The sequence below is a fragment of the Psychrobacillus sp. NPDC096389 genome (assembly GCF_044762855.1).
Lineage (GTDB): Bacteria > Bacillota > Bacilli > Bacillales_A > Planococcaceae > Psychrobacillus.
The window spans coordinates 1065533-1087107 of sequence record NZ_JBIWFB010000001.1 but is presented as its reverse complement, the minus strand read 5'-3'; the positions used below and the strand labels follow the sequence as shown (position 1 = coordinate 1087107).

Annotated in this window: 19 protein-coding genes; 5 read left to right on the top strand and 14 right to left on the bottom strand. The window is 36.0% G+C overall.

The genetic code is table 11. The annotated features are described in order from the left end of the window. The first annotated feature begins 247 nt into the window (after positions 1-247). The gene (locus tag ACIQ38_RS05105) at positions 248-550 is read left to right on the top strand and encodes a YciI family protein (protein ID WP_402818895.1); all 303 of its coding nucleotides are present in this window, start codon (positions 248-250) and stop codon (positions 548-550) included. A gap of 130 nt (positions 551-680) precedes the next feature. Here the strand turns inward: ACIQ38_RS05105 and ACIQ38_RS05100 are convergent, their stop codons facing one another. Genes ACIQ38_RS05100 through ACIQ38_RS05090 form a run of 3 tightly spaced genes read right to left on the bottom strand, consistent with a single transcriptional unit; the run spans position 681 to position 2020 of the window. Further along, on the bottom strand, positions 681-1529 hold the full coding sequence (locus ACIQ38_RS05100) for a hypothetical protein (protein ID WP_402818892.1): 849 nt from the start codon (positions 1527-1529) through the stop codon (positions 681-683). Continuing rightward, the gene (locus ACIQ38_RS05095) at positions 1504-1632 is read right to left on the bottom strand and encodes a hypothetical protein (protein ID WP_402819620.1); all 129 of its coding nucleotides are present in this window, start codon (positions 1630-1632) and stop codon (positions 1504-1506) included. Before ACIQ38_RS05095 ends, ACIQ38_RS05100 begins: the two co-directional genes overlap by 26 nt. A 37-nt stretch (positions 1633-1669) precedes the next feature. Beyond that, entirely contained in the window at positions 1670-2020 is a 351-nt protein-coding gene (locus tag ACIQ38_RS05090; protein WP_402818889.1) for a sigma-70 family RNA polymerase sigma factor, read from the bottom strand. Positions 2021-2279: 259 nt separating this feature from the next. Between ACIQ38_RS05090 and ACIQ38_RS05085 the strand changes: the two genes are divergently transcribed. After that, entirely contained in the window at positions 2280-2828 is a 549-nt protein-coding gene (locus ACIQ38_RS05085) for a PadR family transcriptional regulator (RefSeq protein ID WP_402819617.1), read from the top strand. 2 nt (positions 2829-2830) lie between these two features. Continuing rightward, positions 2831-3307, top strand: a complete 477-nt coding sequence (locus ACIQ38_RS05080) for a DUF4188 domain-containing protein (protein ID WP_402818886.1) — start codon at positions 2831-2833, stop codon at positions 3305-3307. Positions 3308-3506: 199 nt separating this feature from the next. Here ACIQ38_RS05080 and aspA read toward each other — a convergent pair whose 3' ends face one another. The 10 genes from aspA to ACIQ38_RS05030 all read right to left on the bottom strand — a co-directional run bounded on the left by aspA (position 3507) and on the right by ACIQ38_RS05030 (position 17291). Beyond that, entirely contained in the window at positions 3507-4931 is a 1425-nt protein-coding gene (gene aspA / locus ACIQ38_RS05075) for an aspartate ammonia-lyase (protein WP_402818883.1), read from the bottom strand. A gap of 195 nt (positions 4932-5126) precedes the next feature. Beyond that, entirely contained in the window at positions 5127-7274 is a 2148-nt protein-coding gene (locus tag ACIQ38_RS05070; RefSeq protein ID WP_402818880.1) for a glycoside hydrolase family 3 protein, read from the bottom strand. A gap of 52 nt (positions 7275-7326) precedes the next feature. Beyond that, positions 7327-8712: a glucuronate isomerase gene (gene uxaC, locus ACIQ38_RS05065; protein ID WP_402819614.1), complete on the bottom strand. Its 1386-nt coding sequence runs from the start codon at positions 8710-8712 to the stop codon at positions 7327-7329. A 51-nt stretch (positions 8713-8763) separates the two neighbouring features. Beyond that, positions 8764-9507 carry a response regulator transcription factor gene (locus tag ACIQ38_RS05060; RefSeq protein WP_402818877.1) on the bottom strand — a complete coding sequence of 248 codons (744 nt, stop codon included), beginning with the start codon at positions 9505-9507 and terminating at the stop codon, positions 8764-8766. Further along, entirely contained in the window at positions 9504-11348 is a 1845-nt protein-coding gene (locus tag ACIQ38_RS05055; RefSeq protein WP_402818875.1) for a sensor histidine kinase, read from the bottom strand. Before ACIQ38_RS05055 ends, ACIQ38_RS05060 begins: the two co-directional genes overlap by 4 nt. A 121-nt stretch (positions 11349-11469) precedes the next feature. Beyond that, entirely contained in the window at positions 11470-12498 is a 1029-nt protein-coding gene (locus tag ACIQ38_RS05050) for a TRAP transporter substrate-binding protein (protein WP_402818871.1), read from the bottom strand. A gap of 50 nt (positions 12499-12548) precedes the next feature. Continuing rightward, the gene (locus tag ACIQ38_RS05045; protein ID WP_402818868.1) at positions 12549-13844 is read right to left on the bottom strand and encodes a TRAP transporter large permease; all 1296 of its coding nucleotides are present in this window, start codon (positions 13842-13844) and stop codon (positions 12549-12551) included. A gap of 1 nt (position 13845) precedes the next feature. Next, entirely contained in the window at positions 13846-14343 is a 498-nt protein-coding gene (locus ACIQ38_RS05040; RefSeq protein ID WP_402818864.1) for a TRAP transporter small permease, read from the bottom strand. 468 nt (positions 14344-14811) lie between these two features. After that, the gene (locus tag ACIQ38_RS05035) at positions 14812-15843 is read right to left on the bottom strand and encodes a Gfo/Idh/MocA family protein (protein WP_402818862.1); all 1032 of its coding nucleotides are present in this window, start codon (positions 15841-15843) and stop codon (positions 14812-14814) included. A gap of 104 nt (positions 15844-15947) precedes the next feature. Further along, positions 15948-17291 carry a cyclic 2,3-diphosphoglycerate synthase gene (locus tag ACIQ38_RS05030; protein ID WP_402818858.1) on the bottom strand — a complete coding sequence of 448 codons (1344 nt, stop codon included), beginning with the start codon at positions 17289-17291 and terminating at the stop codon, positions 15948-15950. 322 nt (positions 17292-17613) lie between these two features. Here ACIQ38_RS05030 and ACIQ38_RS05025 point away from each other — a divergent pair, with 322 nt between their 5' ends. Then, positions 17614-19140, top strand: coding sequence for an L-lactate permease (locus ACIQ38_RS05025; RefSeq protein WP_402818855.1), 1527 nt, complete (start codon positions 17614-17616; stop codon positions 19138-19140). Positions 19141-19802: 662 nt separating this feature from the next. After that, positions 19803-20258, top strand: coding sequence for a helix-turn-helix domain-containing protein (locus ACIQ38_RS05020; RefSeq protein WP_402818853.1), 456 nt, complete (start codon positions 19803-19805; stop codon positions 20256-20258). A gap of 74 nt (positions 20259-20332) precedes the next feature. Here ACIQ38_RS05020 and ACIQ38_RS05015 read toward each other — a convergent pair whose 3' ends face one another. After that, positions 20333-21562, bottom strand: a complete 1230-nt coding sequence (locus ACIQ38_RS05015; protein ID WP_402818849.1) for a multidrug effflux MFS transporter — start codon at positions 21560-21562, stop codon at positions 20333-20335. Positions 21563-21575 lie beyond the last annotated feature (13 nt).

Genomic DNA, 21575 nt, shown 5'->3' with positions numbered 1-21575 from the left:
CAGAATAGAGTCTAACACAGGAATATTCTTCTGCAAAGAAAGTAGACTAGTTATTTCACAACTTCTCCTCTATATGCTACCGTGCAACCACTTGCTCGGAGCTGTAGATATTCGTCATTATAATAGGTATTCCCTTTCTCTCTAATCTATCTAAATAAATGATAGATTACTAATTAACTACTTTTAGATGTTTTGATACAATTATTATGAAATACAATTCTATATTGCATTTATTAGGAGGCCCATAATGGAAAAATTACAGTTTTTGTATCAACTGAAACTTATTCCTTCCCTGTTAGATCAAGCTAGTTGGACAGATAAAGAAAATTCTATTGTCCAACGGCATTTTGAGGTATTACAAAATTTGCAAGAAGAAGGAAAACTCCTTTTAGCGGGTAGAACTTTGAACTTGGATCCAATGGGAATCGTCATTTTAGAAGTAGATACAGAGGAAGAAGCAGTTGAATTGATGAATAATGATCCTGCAGTAAAAGAAGGAATCATGGAAGCGCAACTTTTTCCTTATCGGGTTGCTTTATACAAAAAATAAAGCGATGCTAAAAAATAAAAATAACCCATCCATGAGTTGTCAGTCCAAAGCTCAGATGGGTTAATCTTATCAAACAGCTCTTGAAGGAACCGTTTGTTATATTAAATTGCTTGATGCTACCACAGGTTTTCTAAAATCTTCCTTGTTGATAATATTCTACTCCTTGGTTATCTACTAAAATGCGCTCTCCTTTTCTTATAAAGACGATGTCAAATCCATCTGCCGATAACCATAACAATTTTCCATTATTTTTGTATACAAGGCGAGGTTGCTCATAATATGCAGAGACAGATTCCTCTCCAATCTCTTTTAAGTATAACTCGATGGCCGATTCTACCTTATTATATGAACGAGAACCACTCACCAGCAATTTTCCGCCCTCAATCGCTACAAGCTCATCGTTATTACGATATCCTCCGAAACCAAAAATGGCTTGTGCCTGCGCTTTTTCAATATCAAACTGATTATATACATAAAACGGATGTTCATATACCGGCTCATATATTTTGCCATCAACGATTTGATAGTAGGTAACAACATCCTCCCATTTTTCCCCGTCCTCATTAATCACCACCAACTTCATCCAAATAATGCCGTCAAGTTGAAGCAAAAATTCTGCTTTCGAAAAATCTATATTTTCATATTTACTAACTAGCTCCTCTATAGCCACACCGTGTGCTGGTGATGCAACTTGTTTTAATGTTTCTACATCCTTTGCATCAATTGCCTCAAAATACGTATTAAATAATTCTCCATGCGCACCAAGCGCCTTTGTTGTAGAAGCACTTAAAATATCTGATTGAGATGACCATAATGTAATCGTAAGAAATAAGGCAGCTATTGCAACAAAACCGACTACTGCATATATCGGAGTACGCGACGTTTTTTTTCTCGGTTCAGCCATTTTCTTGGCTAACCTTTCCGTCATCCATATTTTCTCACCAATGACTTCATCAATACCCGTTTTCAATCGTTCCATCAAAGCCGACCTCCTTTAGCCCCATTTTGAGTTTTTCACGACCACGCGCGAGCCTGGTGCGCACTGTTGCCGCTGAACAATTAAGCAACTTTCCTACTTCCACTGAAGAATAGTCTAAATAATAAGTAAGCACGATGACTTCACCGGTATTTTAAGGGCAAAGAAAGAACTGCTTTTGCAAGTTGCCGATTTTCTGATTGCGTGACTACATCTTGCTCTGTCAATCGACCAAATAAACGCTGAAATTTCTCGCCAAGAATTGTATTTTTATAATGCCAACTTCGCAAATAGTCGTAACTACGATTAATCGTCATTCTATACAAATAAGTACGGTACGTGGCTTCTCCACGAAACTCTGCTTGCTTTTCAAATGCTTTGAGTAACACATCTTGGACAATGTCTTCCGCAGCTTGCTTGTTTTTCACATAAGTATAAGCAAGTCTCAATAACTCCTCGCCATGTTCATATATAAATTTTTCAAGATGCGACATAGGGCACCTCCTTGTTGTTAAACGTTAGACGGAGCAACAGGAATTTCTGTTTCAAACCGACAGTATTTTTTTATTTACATGATATATTTCACAACTAAATCATAGCATCTTTAACGTTCACATCTCCAAAACGGCTACATGGGACTAGCTTGAATATAAATTATTTTGCACTTATTCAGAAAATTGCACTTGTATTCCCTAGTAGCATCCTTTATTATATATCTAAATGATATATATTCTTTAGATAGGTGTGGTAATACTGAAAAATTATAACGATTCAACCTATGCAATATTAGGAATACTAACTACTGAGTGTAAATCTGGTTACTCCATTAAACAGTTCATTGATCGAAGCTTAAATCATTTTTGGAAAATTAGTTATGGACAAATATATCCAACCCTCAAACTAATAGTCCAAGAGGAATTAGCAGAAGTTCGTACTTTATCTAGCACAGGAAGGCCTGATAAAAATGAGTACTTTCTTACTTCAAAGGGAATGGAAGTACTAAAAAGTTGGTTAGAGCAGCCAGTTAAACAATTACCAATTGAGCGGAATGAAATTTTACTAAAACTATTTTTTGGTCGCTATCAAGGACGAGAAAATAAGCTATTACTTCTACAGAACTATAAGCAAGAGCTTGAAGGACGTTATAATACCTATGTTTCTATTGAACAGGCAATTAGCAATCACAAAGATACCAATGACGATTCGATGTATTGGTTATTTACATTAGATTATGGAAAAAGAACCACAAAGGCCGCAATAGAATGGTGTGATTTTTCTCTTGATAAACTGGAGGAGGATTAATGATGGCTAACCAAACTTTTACTGGGCGTTATACGGTTGATAATACAGAGGATATTGTCGTTTTCATAATTGGCATGAGGGTAAACAAACGATTTGCAATTCATAAGTGGCTACCCGTTTTTAGCTCTATGCCCGGGATGATTAAGGAGCTATATATGAACAAAGAGGAACTAGGATTTTTATCGATGGAAAGCTACTTTGGTCTTCGAACTACTGCCATGATCCAATATTGGCGTTCCACTGAGGACCTTCTTACTTATGCTAAAAATGAAAAACATCTTAAGGCCTGGAAAAATTTCAACCAAAAAGTAAATAACAATGATGCGGTTGGAATTTATCATGAAACTTTTCAAATAAAAAAGGGGAATTATGAATCTATTTATGCCAATATGCCCCATTATGGCTTAGGGAAGGCGTTGAACCATATTCCCGTTTCTGTAGAACTAAATTCCGCTAGAAAACGACTTAACAAATTATAGTGTGTAGTGCCAGGCACACAATCTATTCAAAATAGTATCAGTGCCTGGACAATATACACTTCAGTGCGTTTTTAAATTCACCATATTATTTTGTCGTTCAGGATAATCTTCTGTCAAATCAAAATGCGTCCGCCAATGCTTCACATTTATCATCTGATTAGAAGTTTATTTTACTTCTTGTCATCTCAAAACTTTGCAATCAACTCTTTACAAGTGTTCTACCACCAGCAATACCAGGATGTGTCATTTCAAATGGATCTAATATTATATCTAATTGTTCTGCCGTTAAAACGCCGGTTTGTAAACACAGTTCACGAACAGAAGCTCCGGTAGCAATGGCTTCTTTTGCAATTTGAGCTGCAAGTTCGTATCCGATATGAGGATTTACTGCAGTGATAATTCCTACACTTTTTTCAACGTATTCTCTTAAACGTTCTTTATTCGCAGTAATGCCTTCTAAACATTTCTCAGTAAATACTGTAAATACATTATTCATAATCGAAATGGATTGGATTAAATTATAAAATAGAACCGGTTCCATGACATTTAGTTCAAATTGACCCGCTTCAGAAGCTGCAGAAATGGTTAAATCATTCCCCATTACTTGGAAAGCTACTTGGTTCACGACTTCAGCCATTACGGGATTTACTTTTCCAGGCATGATTGATGACCCTGGTTGACGAGCAGGTAATTGTATTTCAAATAAACCATCACGAGGTCCAGAAGCCATTAAGCGCAAGTCATTCGCAATTTTTGACATATTAATCATACAAACTTTTAAATTCGCAGAAACTTCGGTATAACAATCTGTATTTTGAGTAGCGTCCACTAAATGTTCAGCACATGTTAATGGTAAGCCACTGATTTCACTAAGATTTCGAACGACTAGTTCGATATATAAAGGATCTGCATTTAATCCTGTACCAACGGCAGTTGCACCCATATTGATGTCATATAAGTGTTGTTTTGAGAGTGAAATACGGTCAATGTCACGTGAAATGACACGACTATATGATTCAAATTCTTGACTCAGTAAGATTGGTACGGCATCTTGAAGATGAGTACGACCCATTTTTATAATACCTTCGAATTCTTTTGCTTTCGATACAAATGCTTTTTGCATTGTTTTAGTAGCCTCGAGTAATTGATCCAATAAGCACAACACTGCGATATGCGTAGAAGTTGGAAATGCATCATTTGTCGATTGGGACATATTAATATGGTTATTTGGGCTGATGAGTGTATAATTCCCTTTTTCTTCTCCCATTAACTCTAAAGCTCGATTTGCAATCACTTCGTTTGCATTCATATTAATAGATGTTCCTGCTCCACCTTGAATAGGATCGACAATAAATTGGTCATTCCATTTTCCCGCAATGACTTCATCACACGCTTGAATAATCGAATATCCTATTTCTTTCTCTAACATGCCAACTTCCATATTTGCTAATGCTGCAGCTTTTTTCACAATACCTAAAGATCTTATAAGTTCCGGGTGAATTCGATATCCCGTAATCGGAAAGTTTTCAACTGCCCTCATAGTTTGAACACCATAATAAGCAGCTTTCGGAATTTCTTTTTCCCCTAAAAAATCTTTTTCCATACGAAACCCTGTGGTAACCATTATCCTAATCTCCATTTCTAATAAAACGTTTATTGTGGAATATTATTCAACAGTTAATAGAGTAACACAATTTATAAATAAGTCATCCTATATTATTTATTAACCAATGTTTCTAACTAAAATACTTTTCTGAAATTAATAAAACCGACCTAAAGTTGACTTTGTCACTTCAGGCCGATTCTTTTTTAAAATTTTTTATTTATTTTTAGATTTTCCATGATTATAAGAAAGACCGAACCCATACTTATACGCATCACCAGATTTATTTACATAAGAATAAGAAGCGTCTTCTTCTGGAGCGTAGCTAGGGACATCTCCGACTTCATTGTCTACTGCTTCCAAACTTGCTGGTAGGGCAAATGGTAGCTTTCCGGTTGGATTAAATTTACCACGGATAACATCCATAATGGCCTCAGCTTTCGTGCCAAATGTACCGATTAATGCTGCCGCATTTGGTTCGATTTCATCCAGCACCCATGGATTCGTCATGTTTACTGCCGTAATAGTTGGAACTGTTTTTTGTATAGTGACAATTCGATCCACATTTGTAATTCCTGTTTCAGGACCTACCGTAATTCGTGGATTATTATCCCAGTTTGATTGAACAGGTTTCACATAAATATAGGCATGCGTGGCCTCTTCTAGTTTATTCGTAATTGTAATAGAAGGATCATGCTTTTTGATGGTGTCTATTAACCCTTTTGTGCCTGCTCCATCTTTACCACTAGGGAACATCTCCACATATAGTTTTACTTCTTTTAAGGTTGCATCCTTTAAAGGCAATAGATTTTCATCATTGCGTAAAAGAACGAGTGATTTAAGATGCGCTTCATATGCTAGTTCTTGTGCTTTTGGATTTGCCACTACATCTAGTGCATGTTGTGCATCTACATATGGGTCTTCAAATAGACCTAAATCCATCATTTCTGTTAGCAATAATGTGATAGACTCGTTCACTGTTTTTTCTGAAAGTAATCCTTTTTTTACTGCATCAATGATTAACTCTGGTTCAGATGATCCTGAAATAATATCAGTCCCAGCGTTGATTGCTTTAGCAACTTTTTGTTCTGGTGTTAAACTCTCTGCACCCCAAGCATTATCTCCCACGGCACCTGTATCAGAGTTTACATATCCTTTGAAACCAAGTTTCCCACGTAAAAGGCCATTTAATATAGAATCATTTAAGGCAAAGCCAACTTCTTCAAATTGTTGATCTTTACTGTACCATGTTAATCCTTGATCAGCGCTATCATTAGTTGGATATGCATAATATGGCATGATAGACGATACATTTGCTTTAATAGCAGCAGCGAATGGAGGAATATGATACTTAAGTAAACTTCCTTCCGTTGGATATGGATTGAATTTCCCTTCAACAAAATGAGGATCTAACCCATTATCACGCGCCCCGCCTCCTGGAAAATGTTTCACCGTTATGGCTACGCTCTCTGTATCGAGCTTTTCACCTTGAAATCCTTTGATGACGTTATAAATCATATTGGAAGCAACGATTGGATTTTCACCAAATGTGTCTTCAATTCTCGCCCAAAGTGGATCTGTAGCGATATCTGCAGTATATCCGTATACTTTACGAATTCCAGCAGCTCTCCATTCTTGAGCAGCTATTTCTGCAAACTCGTTTACAGCATTTGTATCTCCTGCTGCTGCAAATCCTAAAGGTCCTGGCCAGAATGAATGTTGCCCTTCACTTGCGGCAATATTCGTATAGTCCGTGGAAGCATGGTTTCTCGGATTCGAAGTAACCACTACTGGGATTCCTAATCTTGAAGACTCGCCCAATTCTTGAAGCTGATTTGTATATTTAGCGATTATATCTACAGTAGGAGTTTGACGGAAAATGACGTATCGCATATTCTTTCCAACAATTAGTGGATCATCTGATTTAACATACTTTCCGTCCGTTGGGTCCGCAATTGGTGTATGTGTGTTGATGAGCATGAATCCTGCTTTTTCCGCAAGCGTCATCTTAGATACTAAATCGGCCACCCGTTCTTTAACAGGTTTTCTCCAGTCCTCGTACAAATCAAGACTCTTGTTACCATTTAAGTCTTTGAATTGTTTTCCGCCTATTGTAAGAACACCTTTTTTCGCTGCTTCGATTTCCGGTTGACCCGTTTTACTATTCGCTAGCACACGATACGTCTCTACGTTGGTGCCTGAATGTCCAGGGTTTGTATTCGTGCTTGGATCTACATACCCTAAGTTTTCATTTGCCGCTACTTGTGGAATACCCATTGATGTAATAAGAGATAATGCAAGGACACCAGTTATTGCTTTTTTAGATTTTTTGCTTTTCTTTAGACTTCTGAAAATTGAGCTCATACTTTTCCTCCCTTTTCTTAACTAAATGTTTGCAGACAATATCTTTTATTCATCAAAAATCAAAATACTCATTTGCATTTTGATAGCAGATTCCCTGTACAATGCTTCCCAACATGTCTATATCATTTGGCACTTCTCCGTTTTCTACCCACCCACCAAGCAATTCACATACTAATCTTCTAAAATACTCATGTCTTGTGTAGGAAAGAAAACTTCTGGAATCCGTTAGCATTCCTATAAAACGGCTAAATAGTCCAAGATTTGCCAATGCTTTCATTTGTTCGAGCATGCCATCTTTTTGGTCATTAAACCACCAAGCAGTACCAAACTGGATTTTTCCTGGCTGTTCTCCTTGAAAATTACCAATTAAACTACCAATCACGTAATTGTCTTTCGGATTTAAAGAATATAAGATTGTTTTTGGAAGCGCATCTTCTCTTGCCAAACCGTCTAATAATAGACTTAAAGGCAAGGCTATTTGCCCGTCATTCATACTATCGAAACCAGTATCTGGCCCTAATTGTTTATACATTTTTGTATTCGTATTTCGCAATACTTGCATATGCAGTTGCATGACCCAACCAAGCTTCGCATACTGTTTTCCTAAAAAAGATAAGGTGTGCGACTTATACTTTTTTTCTTCATCTAGGGATACTTTTACTCCTGCCAATGCTTTTGTAAAAATAGTTGTTGCTTCATTTTTCGTTGTTTCCTCATACATCAACGTATTTATCCCATGATCCGAAACACGACAGCCATTCGAATGAAAAAACTCCACTCTTGCCTGTAATGCATCTAGAAACTCATCATAGTTGGAAATTTGTATTTCCGACACTTCTCCAAGCTTCTGAACCCATTGTAAATAGCCATCTAGATTAATTTCTAATCCTTTATCCGGTCGAAAGCTTGGGAGTACCTTCACGTCAAAGTCGGATTCATCTTTTAATTTCTTATGATATTCCAATGTATCGATTGGATCATCCGTTGTACAAACCACTTCAACCTTTGACATCCTCATTAAATCCCTTGCACCAAAGCCTCCACTAGTAAGCTTACTATTAACTTTCTCCCAAATCATTGGAGCAGTTTCTTCATTTAAAATGTCATATACATTGAAAAAACGTTGAAGTTCTAAGTGAGTCCAATTGTATAAGGGGTTACCAATAGTCATCGGAACAGTTTTGGACCATGCCAAAAACTTTTCGTAATCTGTTGCATCCCCAGTAATGAACGCTTCATCCATTCCGTTCGCTCTCATCGCTCTCCATTTATAATGATCACCATATAGCCACGCTTCTGTAATGTTTTGAAATGTTTTATTTTCATAGATTTCCTTAGGGCTTAAGTGACAGTGATAATCGATAATTGGTAAATCCTTTGCGAATGTATTATACAAAGTCATAGCCGTATCGGTTGACAATAAAAAGGTATCGTCCATAAATTTTTTCAAGTCTACTACCTGCTTTCCGAAAGTTTCACGCAGTTAATCCTATATTTTTTGAGATTTACGAAATTCGGACGGAGAATATCCCGTCATTTTTTTGAAGTTATTGCTGAAGTAGGCCACTTCCGAGTATCCCACTCTTTCCGCAATCTCGACCATTTTTAATGTGGTGTTCAGCAGTAAACGTTTTCCTTCTTGAATACGAAGTTCGGTTAAATAATCTACAAATTTAGTATTAAGTTGCTGTTTAAACAATTGACTTAAGTAACTTGGATTCAAATGCACACTATTTGCAGCGTCGGTTAGCGTTACTTGTTTTAAAGGTGTTTTTTCAATATAAGCCAATACTTGATCTATTGTAGAAGTAGGAACTATTTCATCCTCAATGATAGATACTTTACTTTCTTCTTTTATTTCTTTTTGCTTATTAAGCCATTTTTCCAAACAAGTTTTTAAGTCTTCTTCCTCGATTGGTTTAAGAAGATAATCCATTACCCCGCTCCGGATTGCTTGTTGAACAATTTGAAACTCATCATGAACGCTAATGACGATACAATCCAAGTCTCTCCCTAATTCATTTAGCTCTTTCACTAAAGAAATTCCATCCATTACGGGCATACGAATATCTGTTAAAACCAAATCCACCTCATTTTGTTTAATCCAGTCAAGCGCCTCTAATCCATTTGCGCATTCATGTACGATTTGTAAGGATAAGTTCAGCTTATTAATCGACCACATAAGAGCTTTTCTTACCCATCTCTCATCGTCCACTAGTAAAACTCTCTTCATTCTTTCTTCACTTCCCTAACATCTACAATCGGCAAATGAATACTAACCTCTGTTTTCAAACCTCTTGTGCTAGTGATTGTTATCCCATACTCTAAGCCAAACAAATAGCGAATTCTCTGATGAACATTCATAATCCCAATATGTTGCCCACCTAGGGAAGTTGAATTTTCACTCAATTTCTCTGTTAATCCTTTTAATACATCTTCCTGAATTCCTATTCCTGTATCAGTAATTCGAATGACAAATTCCGATTCGGATAGAAGCTGTGCAGTTATCGTAATTTTTATTTTCTTAGAGTTTTCACCAATACTATGCATAAAACAATTTTCCACAAGTGGTTGGAGAGAAAACTTTACAACTTCAAAGTTCATCAAATAATCTGGTATATCAAATAAGTAGTCAAAACGATCCTCAAAACGAATCATTTGAATTTGTAAATACATCTCACAAAACTTTAACTCTTCTCGTAAACTAACAGTAGGAATACTATTTCTAAGGTTATAACGTAATAGTTTTCCAAGAGAAGACGACATATTAGCAATGTTCTCTCTTCCCTCCTCCAATGCCATTCCTCTAATTGTTTCAAGGGAATTGTATAAAAAATGAGGGTTAATTTGCGATTGGAGCATTTTTAACTCTGTTTCTGTTTTGTTAAGAGACATTTCAGCTTCCTTTAATTTGGAAACATACACTTCCTCGAGTAAATTAGATAGTCTTTCCACCGTCTTATTAAAACCGGCTGTCAATTGTCCGATTTCATCATTGGACTCCACCTTTACTTTTCCATTAAAATGACCAATTTCTACTTCTTTCATAAAGGAACGAAGTCGATGAATAGGACGAACGATACTTTTGGAAATACTATAAAAACCTACTAAGTATGCAAAGAGTAAAGAAATAAAAATTGTCCATATTATAGCCGTTCTTATCTGTTCGATACCGACTCGCAAATCTTCGTATGGAGCAGCTGTAAAAAAGCTCCAACCAACATTTGGAGAAAATGAATAGGAAACAAACTCCTTTCGATTGTTATCGATGAGCACAGAACCACTTTTTTCATTATCAAGATTTGTTAACTGCTTGAATTCTACCTTGTTTCCAAGTTTTTTATAATTTGGATGATAGACATAATGCCCGCTTGAATCCAATATAAAAAAATAACCATTCTTATCAAAAGTCACCTTTTTAGATATTTCTTCGATTCTCTTAAAATTGATATCAATAATGAGCATACCAATGGGCTTTAGTGTATGCGGATTATATAAACGTCTAACTAGAGAAATGACCGGTAGTTCCTTGTCTTTCAATTTCAACGTTCTACTGACAAGCAAAACCATCCCGTTTTGTGGGACCGATGAATACCAATATTCCTCTTTTATATTTTGGGCAGGATAGTAATTTCGCTCTCTCAACGAATCTATAATAATGCCATTATCTAATGAAACAGTAATATTAGAAATATCACTTCTGGAATATTCTGAATTTTTTAGGACTTTGTATGCTTGTTCTTTCAGTATAGGATCATATTCATTTCCATTTGTTTCTAATCTCAATAAACTTCCCATTTCAGGCGAATTAATGATTTTTAAACTAGCTATTTCAAAATCCTGCAAATAATATTCCACATGCAATTCTACTTGTTCTATTATTTTCTGACTTGATTGCTTGAACTCTTCTTCTAGTTCATAAGAAGAATACGTATAAGTGATGAATCCAACCGAAAGTACTGGTAATATAACTAAAACACTGGAAAATACACAAAGTTTTATCATAAGTGTCTGATTTTCAAAAAGAATATAACGTTTTAAAAATTCCGAAATCTTACTCCACAAATTTTTCATCGCAGTTCCTTTCCACTAAGTATTGATGAGTATTATATCTCCTAATCTTAATGGAAAAGACCTACCTAGTAAATATTCCCCCAACTAGGTAGGGTAGTAATCACACATAGTTTTCGAGAGATTATGGACTTGCTGAATTGATAGCATCAACTAGCTCCGGATAGTCTTTAGAAAATCCATCCACAATAGGTTTAACTGCCGCTTGCCAAGGAGATATATCTTCCACTTCTGTAATCGTTACTCCCGCCTCATTCAATGTGTTGAGTGATTTTTCTTCATAATCAGCCCAAGCTTGTCTTTGAGTCTCTACTGAGTCTAGTGCTGCTTGTTTGATTAACGCTTTGTCGTCATCTGAAAGCTTATCCCAAGCCGTTTTACTCATTAACACTACTTCTGGCACTCGAGTATGGTGATCCATAATCAAATATTTTGCCTCTTGGTAATGGTTTGATGAGTCAAAGCTCGGAAGATTGTTTTCTGCTCCGTCAATGATACCAGTTTGAAGACCAGAGAATACTTCTCCATATGGCATTGGAGTAGCACTTGCTCCTAATGCCTCCATCAATTTAATATTAATCTCGCTTTGCTGAACGCGAATCTTTTGCCCTTTTAAATCTTCAATGCCTGTTAAAGGTTTAGTGGAATAAAAACTACGAGAACCTGAATCATAATAGGCAAGACCTTGCATTTTCGCTGCTTGAAGACCATTTAACAAATCCGTACCTTTTTCTCCATTTAGAAAATTCCACAGATGTTCATCACTGTTAAATAAATAGGGAACGGAGAAAACCGTGAAATCATCATTAAATTCTGCAAGTGGGCTGGCATTGATTCTAGCGAAGTCAATAGCTCCAAGTTGCACTTGCTCTAGTACGGATTTTTCATCGCCTAGCTGCCCAGATGGAAATACCTCTATGGTAATTCTTCCTTCCGATCTTTCACTAACTAACTCAGCAAACTTTTGATCTCCAATGACCGTCGGATAATCAGCTGGTTGGTTGTCTGCTAAACGTAATGTAATTTTAGGTCCTTCTGATTTGGTACCTTCATCTTTCTCTACTGCTTCCTCTTTCTTTTGACCACATGCTGCTAGAATTAATGTGACAAAAAGTACAAAAGTTAATAATCCTATCATTTTTTTGTTCTTCACTAGCGCAAACCCCCTTCAATATTTTTTATAATTTCTCCCCATGCCCAAAGTTAGTCAGCCATCAAATTTGGAAGCCACATCACTACCTCAGGGATATAGGTGATAATTAACAGAACTACTAATAAAGCATAGAAAAATGGCATCATTGCTTTCGTACCTTGTGCAATGGAAATCTTTCCTATGGCACACCCGACGAATAAAACGGTTCCTACAGGTGGGGTCAGTAAGCCTATTCCAGCATTTAATATAAGCACAATCCCAAAGTGTACCGGATCCATGCCAAAGCTTGTGACAACTGGAAGAAGAATTGGTGTCATGATTAAAATCATTGGTGCCATATCCATTGGTGCCCCTAGGAGAAGCAATAATATATTAATAATCAATAGTATAATAAGCGGATTATCCGAAATGCTTAACAGTAAGCTAGTCATCATAGATGGAATTTGTAAGTATGCCAATACCCAACCAAATGCAGCAGAAGCAGCGATTAGGAAGAAAACCATTGAAACTGTTTTCAAAGTACGTTTTAATATCGGCCAAATACTTGATAGCGGTGCTTCTCTATAAATTACGAATGCGAGAATAAAAGAATATAAACAAGCTAATGCCCCTGATTCAGTTGCTGTAAAAATCCCACTCATAATGCCACCCAATATAATGACTGCTGGACTTAGGGATAACACTCCATGTAAAAGAGTAGTTGCAATTTGTGATTTTGGGACGGGAGCTGCCTTTTCATAACCTCTTTTTCTTGCAATTATATAACCTGTAATACATAGTGCTACTAACATAATGACACCTGGAACGATACCAGCCATAAAGAGACTAGCAATGGAGACGCCGCCTGCTGCTAAAGAATATAAAACAAGATTATGACTTGGTGGTACTACAACTCCTTGTATAGCAGATGCAATCGTAACTCCCACCGCATAATCTGCTTCATAACCATTCTTTTTCATCATTGGAATCATCACCGAACCAACAGATGAAACATCGGCTACAGCAGAGCCAGAAATATTACCAAAAAACAGGGAGGCTACACTATTTACCATGGCCAAACCTCCCCGGATTCGACCAACTAACAGAATTGCCAGATTTACAATCCGATTAGCAAGACCACCTGTACTCATTATTTGACCAGTTAGGATAAAAAATGGTATTGCGAGAAGTGAAAAAGAATTCACACCTTGAACCATCTGTTGTCCAATAATAGGTAACGGGATATCTAAAAAAATGATCGTTAGCAGGGATGATATAACAAGTGTTAAAGCTATCGGAAAACGTAGCATGATTAAAACAACAAAACTTACGAGTAAAATGGTTACTGCAATGCTAGTACTGGTCATGCTAATGTCCCTCCTCTATGTCTTTATACTTGGCTGTATCGATATTAAATAGTTGTAGCAGTGCATATAAACAAATCATGAGTCCCGTTATTGGCATGACAATATATGTAATACTGCTTGGTAGTTTTGTTGCGGGAAGAGTAGATTCCAACATTAGAACTGTAAATTGCCAACCTTGAACTACTAGATATATTCCAAATAAAAAGACAATGGCAAGAATTACTTTATCTAGCACTTTATTAAATATTTTCGGAAAGAGATTAGTAAATGAATCAATTCCTAAATGGATGTATTCACGAAATCCAATCGCTATTCCCATAAATCCAAACCATACTAATAAAAGTAAGGTGATTTCTTCTGACCAAAAGAAGACAAAGTTGAAAAAATATCTAGTGATGACTTGCATTGTGACGATGAATACTAATAAAATAAGTGATAAAAGGGTGAAATTTTCAAATATATTGTCCATGATTGAATAGAGCTTTTTTATTAGTTTCATAACTCCCCTCCTCAAGAAAGCGTTTACTTCTTCTTACTCTTCATATGTTACTTTTTATTCAGAATTGTTAGAATGTTTATTTTTTATGAAAAACTTGTGTTTTTTTTAGGTTAGATAATCGATCAATAAGTAAAGTCTAAACATTTTCTAAGTTCAAAACCTGTTTTGTTTCGTTTTCGAAAGTCTTTGGACAGTCTTATTGCTATATCATTGCCGATTAATTTTAAGAAAGGTTGGTCATGACTGACATCACGACCAACCTTTCTTTTTCGGTAATCTTATTGCGTTTGTCTGTCCGGCGTCTTTCTTCAACAATACGAATAAGGTTAAGATCTTTTTGGATAATAAGTGAAAAGATACTTTCAAACTCATAAAGAAAGCACCCGAAGATACAATTTCGGGTGCCCAAGTAGCTTCTTTATATAGTAGATGCTAACTATTTTTTGATCAAATCACTACATTTTTATTTTATAACTTTACAGGACTTCCACTTCTGGCGGATTGATAAATCGCTAAAATTAATTCGAGGGATTTTCTTGCTTCTTCCCCTGTTACTAGCGGTTCTCTGTTCTCCAAAATTGCATGTACAATGTCCTCGTATTGTCTTTTGTGGGACTTATAAGAAGCCATTTTGCTTGATGAAGCACTTGTTTTTGCTAGTTCTTTTGACAGTTTTGTATATTGATTTCCATTTTTGAAATTCCATTCTTTTACTTGGTCATTTTCAATGATTACACTTCCGTTATTGCCGAAGATATCTAGAGTTGCACTATATCCTGGATATGCAGCTGTGTTTCCCTCGATTAGTCCGAGTGCACCTGACTTAAATTTTAAAGATGCGACAGCGATATCTTCTACTTCTATTCTTTCATGCGCTCGAGTCGCACAGTACGCATGAACTTCTTCAACTGGACCCATTAAGTAAAGTAGTAGATCAATATAGTGGATCGATTGGTTCATTAATGCTCCGCCACCATCAAGTTCCCAAGTTCCTCGCCATGCACCACTATCATAATATTCTTGTGAACGATACCAAGTAGTGCGTGCTGCGCCAAAATTCAGTTGACCAAATTCTCCCTGATCCATTGCATGTTTAATATCTATTATCCCATTATCAAATCTATGTTGAAAAATACAACTCAACATAACATTAGCATCTCTACAAGCATGAATAAGATCGTTTGTTTTGTTTAAAGACGTATCAATCGGCTTTTCTACAACAACATGCTTCCCATTTTTCGCCGCTAAAATTCCTAAATCCGCATGTGTCCCACTCGGCGTTAAGATCGTGACAATATCCAATTTATCGTTACTTAGAAAATCCTCATAATCGCTAAAAACTTGAATGTCGTATTTATTTGCCCATTTTTCGGCAGTTGCCCTATTTCTAGAAAAAATAGCTGTGACTTCCGCATTCGGTATCTCTTGAATACTTCTAATATGGGTTTCTACAATACTTCCACTACCGATTATTCCGAAATATAACGTTTTTTTCATCATCTTATACCTCCGGAGAATTAAAATTTAGAATGCAGGGATTTTAAAAAGACTAGCAACTTATCTGTCGCTAGTCTTTTTAAAATAGTTTGAGTGGCACCGAATGCCTATTTTACAAGCTTATGTTCTCGGATAAAACCTTTTAATACATCACTTAAATTCGGACCATCTACTTCATCTAAATCATAATGTACACGTGTAGACGGTTTATTGATCGAAATGATGCGAGTTAAATCGATTGGTGTTCCAATAATGACTGCATCACAGTCAGCATTATTAATTGTTTCTTCTAGATCTTTCAACTGTTGTTCACCATATCCCATCGCCGGAAGAACGTTTCCAATATGTTGGTATTTGTTGAACGTTTCAGTTAGTGTACCTACTGCAAATGGGCGAGGGTCAATGATTTCTTTCGCGCCTAAACGTTCAGCTGCAACTATACCTGCACCAAGTTTCATCTCTCCGTGTGTCAACGTTGGACCATCTTCCACAACTAACACACGCTTCCCTACTACATTCTCAGGCTGATCGACAGTAATCTTTGATTCAGCTTTAATAATCGTACTACTTGGATTAGCAAATTTGATATTATTTTCTACGATTTCAATTGCTTCCTCTGCAGCACTATCTACTTTGTTAATGATAGCCACGTCCGTTGTTCTTAAACATACTTCACCAGGATAATATTTAAGCTCATGACCTGGGCGGTGTGGGTCTAATACAGTAACTGCTAAATCAGGTTCGAAGAAAGAAAAGTCATTATTTCCCCCGTCCCATAAAATTACGTCACAGCCGTCTGGATCATTTTCTGCCGTTGCTAAAATATCTGCGTAATCCACACCAGCATAAATAATATTACCACGTGCTACATGTGGTTCGTATTCTTCCATTTCTTCAATCGTGCAATGATGCTTCTCTAGATCTTCCACTGTTGCAAAACGCTGAACACGTTGTGCGTTTAAATCGCCATAAGGCATTGGATGTCTCACTGCAATAACATTTAAGTCATGCTCCAGTAGCGTCTCAATAATTTTTCTCGATGTTTGACTTTTTCCAGTTCCGGTGCGTACAGCGCAGACAGAAATGACAGGCTTATTGCTTTTTAACATCGTGGACTTTGGACCTAACAATGTAAAGTTAGCACCCGCTGCATTCACAATTGCACTTACACCCATCAGATCTTCATAACCAATATCACTATATGCAAAAACACATTCATCCACTTGTAATTCTTTTATCAACTCTGGCAGTTGATCTTGTGAATAAATATGAATCCCTTCTGGATATAGCTCACCTGCTAATTCACTTGGATATTTACGTCCATCGATATCTGGAATTTGTGTGGCTGTAAAAGCAACAACATTATATGCTTCATTATTACGATAATATGTATTAAAATTGTGAAAATCTCTTCCCGCTGCACCTATAATAATAATATTTTTTCTTTTCATAGCACTCTCTCCTAATAATTCATTAAATTATTATAATCATAACTAATAATGTATATTAATACAACCGCATTTTCGGAATTGCTAGAAATTTAAAGATATTGATGATAGGTTTCTTTTACTAAGGGTCAACAGGGCTACCCTTTCATTCACTCGTATACATGGCCTGTTTATATATTAAAAGAAATTCTGACATTAAGAATTACCTAAAAACTATCCCTGTTAAATCCCTTAGAGATACCTTATCCTATATATATCCTATACAAAAAAACTAATATCATTTGTAGTTGTTTAATAGTCTTAGCTTCTGAAAGGAGTTTAAATTGTGGAGATAATAATAGCTTTAATACCATTTGTATGTATTTTCGTCTTTTTATTTATATTTAAACAAACATCTTTAAGGTCAGGTATACTCTCTTATATTGCAACCTTGTTCATTATATTAGTCTATCCTAAATATCATATAGTCTTCGAAGAGATTATACATGCTTCTTTCAAAGGCTTTTTAATTTCATTTATAGCAGCATATGTTTTGTTCTTTGGAATGCTCTTTTTTCATTTAATTAATAATATTGGTGGCATTCAAACTATTGCCGATTTTATTTCAAGTGCAACAAATGATCATCTTTTACAAGTTATATTATTGGTTATTGGACTCTCCCCACTTTTAGAATCAACGAGTGGTTTTGGAATCGCTTTTATGATTACAGCGCCAATCCTCATTGCTTTAGGATTTCCTCCTATAAAAGCGGCCTCGATTGGACTGGTCAGTTTACTTGCAGTTCCGTGGGGAGCCTTATCTACAGGAACAGTAATTGGTGCACAAATTGGAAATATCGATCTTAAGGAAATGGGTATAGGTACGGCTATTATAAGTATTCCTATATTTATTTATTTCTTGATAATTGCTATTTACTTAGCTGGAGGAAGAGAAGCAGTAAAACGTAGATGGAAGGAAACTTTAGTTGTTTCCATAGCTTTTTCGCTTACTATGATTCTGTTTAACATTTTTGTAAGTGTAGAGTTAGCTGGCGTTCTTAGCTCCTTGGTAAGTAGTGGTATAGGTTTACTTATAATCAAGATGAAAGGTCCTTCTCGATTTAAATCAGCTAATAAAACTATCGAGGAAACTTATACGCCTATAGTAACTGATAAAAGTGTTAGTATTGTTAAAGTTATGAGTCCATATTTATTTCTAACTATCTCCATCTTTATTACAAGACTTGTACCTGCAATTAAAGATTTTTTGGAATCTAATTTTGTTATTGATCTCCCTGCTTTTTCTTTTTCACTGGCTTTATTTTATTCACCAGGTTTTTGGCTTTTTATTACTTGTTTATATACTATCTTCATTTTTAAAATTTCTAAAAATATTATATGGAACTCCCTTAAAACGACTGTAAAACAGTGGGTTCCTTTTGTAATCTCCACTACAACATTTGTAGCCATTTCTCAGCTAATGACTGCGTCAAATATGACATTTGTTATAGCTAATGCTGCAGGATTAACATTTGGATTTTTCTACCTATACATCTCTCCTTTTATCGGTGGGATTGGCGGATTCCTTACAGGAAGTAGTACAGGATCCAATGCAATGTTTATCCAATTACAAGTTCAAACTGCTTCAAAAACTGGATTACCATTAAACTTGGTTTCTAGTATTCAAAATGCAAGCTCTGCCCATGCAACCATGGCTTGTCCTTCGAGGGTTGCATTAGCAGCAACATTATGTAAAATCGAGTCCGAAGAAAACAGTTTATTAAAAAAGATGTCTTTAATTGTTCTAGGAGCAATATTGTTAATAATACTTATGACGACTATTTTAATGTTTGTTGAAGGTTATACTTATTGAACCTCACGACTTAACCCGTGAGGTTCAGTAGAAAGATTACAGTTTTTATATCAGCTTTAACTGATTCCTTCCCTTTTAGATCTAGCGATTTGAACGGATGAATAATGATTTTACTGTCAAAAAAGAATCATTGAAAGGCATCTATTTCCGTACAGTTTTGCTTTATACAAAACTAAAAAACTCCCCCTCCTTAAATTAAAGCTCAAATAAGGTTTTTCACTCAATGAGCCAATCCCCTTATGAGGTGACTATTTTCCCCATATACAAATTTAAAAGCAGATAAATTTTGTTCTGTACTATTGGAAGAATCCTTCAACTTATTATCCATTCGACTAATAATTCTGCTATATGAGATTTTCTAATATTTTCAACATTGGCTGCCAACTCTAAAGACACTTTAACCACAGCCCTTGCCTTTTTCCTTTATTTCGCTAAACTGCTACGTACTTGAAAGAGTGCAATACCTAATTTAAGTAAAGCTCCCTTATAGTATAATTATTATTTAGTATTTTTTACTTTTACAGCATTAGAGATAAAATAGCATAGATAAGACAAGGTTTTATTCATTGTCAACATGGGGTTGCGCCTTGATGCGCCTATAACTAGCTTTACTTTAGTTATACACTCCCTCAATAATGGAAATAAGGAAAGGTGATAATAACATGATTTTTAATGAACGATTAAAAAAGGAACGAGAAAAAAGAGGGTGGTCACAAACTGATCTTGCTGAAAAAATTCATGTGAGTCGCCAATCTGTGTCAAAATGGGAAACTGGTAAGAACTATCCAAGTATCGAAATTATCATTGAGTTAAGTGATTTATTCGGTATTACGATAGATGAAATGTTGAGGAGTGACAAAAATTTGAAAGAACAAGTAATTCAAGATAGTAAGAAATTAGCATATCCAAAATGGAAAACATTCTTTGATAGTGTGTTTATGTTAGGAGTATTTATGTTACTAACAAAACTAATTATTTTCGGTTTAAATTATTTTGTTGGTACAAATATTATGATTCTAGAAGGATTGCCTAAAGGTATGGTAAATTTTGCACCCTTAGTTTTAATGGTAGTCGGTGGTATTGGAGCAGACCAGTTAAAAAATAAATATATTGATTAACACAAAAAAGGTAGCATTATCGCTACCTTTTTGTGTTAATCAGTATTTCATAAAATGTAAATTTAGTGGAATGCTCAAATATTATTCATACTTGAATCATTTTTTCTCACAAAAAACATAAAAATCAGTAAAGCAATACCACTACATAAAACAATAATAATTCCCATTGGCCAAGCCGTTTGATCGCCTGCTATTCCAACAAGCGGAGAAACTATCGCCCCTCCGATAAACGGAAGTAGCCCAAGAAATGCAGACGCGCTTCCTGCCGAATTGCCCTGCCTTTGCATTCCAAGTGAAAACGAGGAAGTAGAAACCATCCCAACACTTGATACGATTAAAAATAAAGCAAGAGCCATCACGAACAAAGGCAATTTAAATAAAATCACTACGAGCAGTAAAAGACTACCTATAAATGACAAAAGGACACCACTAAAAAGTAATTGCACTTCCCCAATGGTATTTGACAGCCTTCCTGTCATTTGCGCTGCAATAATAATCCCAATACCATTCAGTGCAAAAAGCATAGAAAATTGTTGAGGCGTAACATTATAAAGGTTTTGCAAGATAAAAGGTGAGCCTGCAATGTAGGCAAACATACTTGCCATAATAAGTGCTTGTGTACATGCAATTCCCATAAACAGGCGATCCTTTAATAACCCCCGAAAGGTCTTGACGACTGCCAATATACTACCTTCTGACCTTTTTTCGACAGGTAGCGTCTCGGGCAAAAAGAATAGAACACCTAAAAACATAATAAGACCGATAACTCCTAAAATAATAAATACAGCATTCCATGAGGTAAAGTTTAGCACTATCCCACCGGCAAGCGGTGCTAAAATAGGTGCGGCACCATTCACAAGTGCAAGCAATGCGATAAATTTCGTTAAATCTTTACCCGAATACAAATCACGTGCGGAGGCACGGGCAATGACGATACCTGCCGCTCCTGTCACCCCTTGCACAAAACGGAAAACGATAAAGAGCCAAATATCCGTACTAAGGGCACATAATACGGAGGCGATAACATAAACAATAAGTGTAGACACAAGTGGTTTGCGTCTCCCTCGAATATCACTTAAGGGACCAAATATTAGCTGACCAACTGCAAGTCCCAGCAAACAAGCGGTTATACTTAACTGTGCCAAGGAGGTTGTCGTTTGTAAATCATCAGCTACAATTGGTAGTGCTGGTAAATACATATCCATTGATAATGGTCCAAATGCAGTGAGTGAACCTAGTAGGAGCACCATCCATACTTTGGACAGTGACTTCGTTTCTTTCCTATTATCTTCTAATCTATTCATAAAGTAGCATAGT

Bases quoted from the DNA above. Each gene is read 5' to 3' on its own strand.
- ACIQ38_RS05105 (WP_402818895.1), top strand. From the start codon at position 248: ATGGAAAAATTACAGTTTTTGTATCAACTGAAACTTATTCCTTCCCTG.
- ACIQ38_RS05100 (WP_402818892.1), bottom strand. From the start codon at position 1,529: ATGGAACGATTGAAAACGGGTATTGATGAAGTCATTGGTGAGAAAATA.
- ACIQ38_RS05090 (WP_402818889.1), bottom strand. From the start codon at position 2,020: ATGTCGCATCTTGAAAAATTTATATATGAACATGGCGAGGAGTTATTG.
- ACIQ38_RS05080 (WP_402818886.1), top strand. From the start codon at position 2,831: ATGGCTAACCAAACTTTTACTGGGCGTTATACGGTTGATAATACAGAG.
- aspA (WP_402818883.1), bottom strand. From the start codon at position 4,931: ATGGTTACCACAGGGTTTCGTATGGAAAAAGATTTTTTAGGGGAAAAA.
- ACIQ38_RS05070 (WP_402818880.1), bottom strand. From the start codon at position 7,274: ATGAGCTCAATTTTCAGAAGTCTAAAGAAAAGCAAAAAATCTAAAAAA.
- uxaC (WP_402819614.1), bottom strand. From the start codon at position 8,712: ATGGACGATACCTTTTTATTGTCAACCGATACGGCTATGACTTTGTAT.
- ACIQ38_RS05060 (WP_402818877.1), bottom strand. From the start codon at position 9,507: ATGAAGAGAGTTTTACTAGTGGACGATGAGAGATGGGTAAGAAAAGCT.
- ACIQ38_RS05055 (WP_402818875.1), bottom strand. From the start codon at position 11,348: ATGAAAAATTTGTGGAGTAAGATTTCGGAATTTTTAAAACGTTATATT.
- ACIQ38_RS05045 (WP_402818868.1), bottom strand. From the start codon at position 13,844: ATGACCAGTACTAGCATTGCAGTAACCATTTTACTCGTAAGTTTTGTT.
- ACIQ38_RS05040 (WP_402818864.1), bottom strand. From the start codon at position 14,343: ATGAAACTAATAAAAAAGCTCTATTCAATCATGGACAATATATTTGAA.
- ACIQ38_RS05035 (WP_402818862.1), bottom strand. From the start codon at position 15,843: ATGATGAAAAAAACGTTATATTTCGGAATAATCGGTAGTGGAAGTATT.
- ACIQ38_RS05030 (WP_402818858.1), bottom strand. From the start codon at position 17,291: ATGAAAAGAAAAAATATTATTATTATAGGTGCAGCGGGAAGAGATTTT.
- ACIQ38_RS05020 (WP_402818853.1), top strand. From the start codon at position 19,803: ATGATTTTTAATGAACGATTAAAAAAGGAACGAGAAAAAAGAGGGTGG.
- ACIQ38_RS05015 (WP_402818849.1), bottom strand. From the start codon at position 21,562: ATGAATAGATTAGAAGATAATAGGAAAGAAACGAAGTCACTGTCCAAA.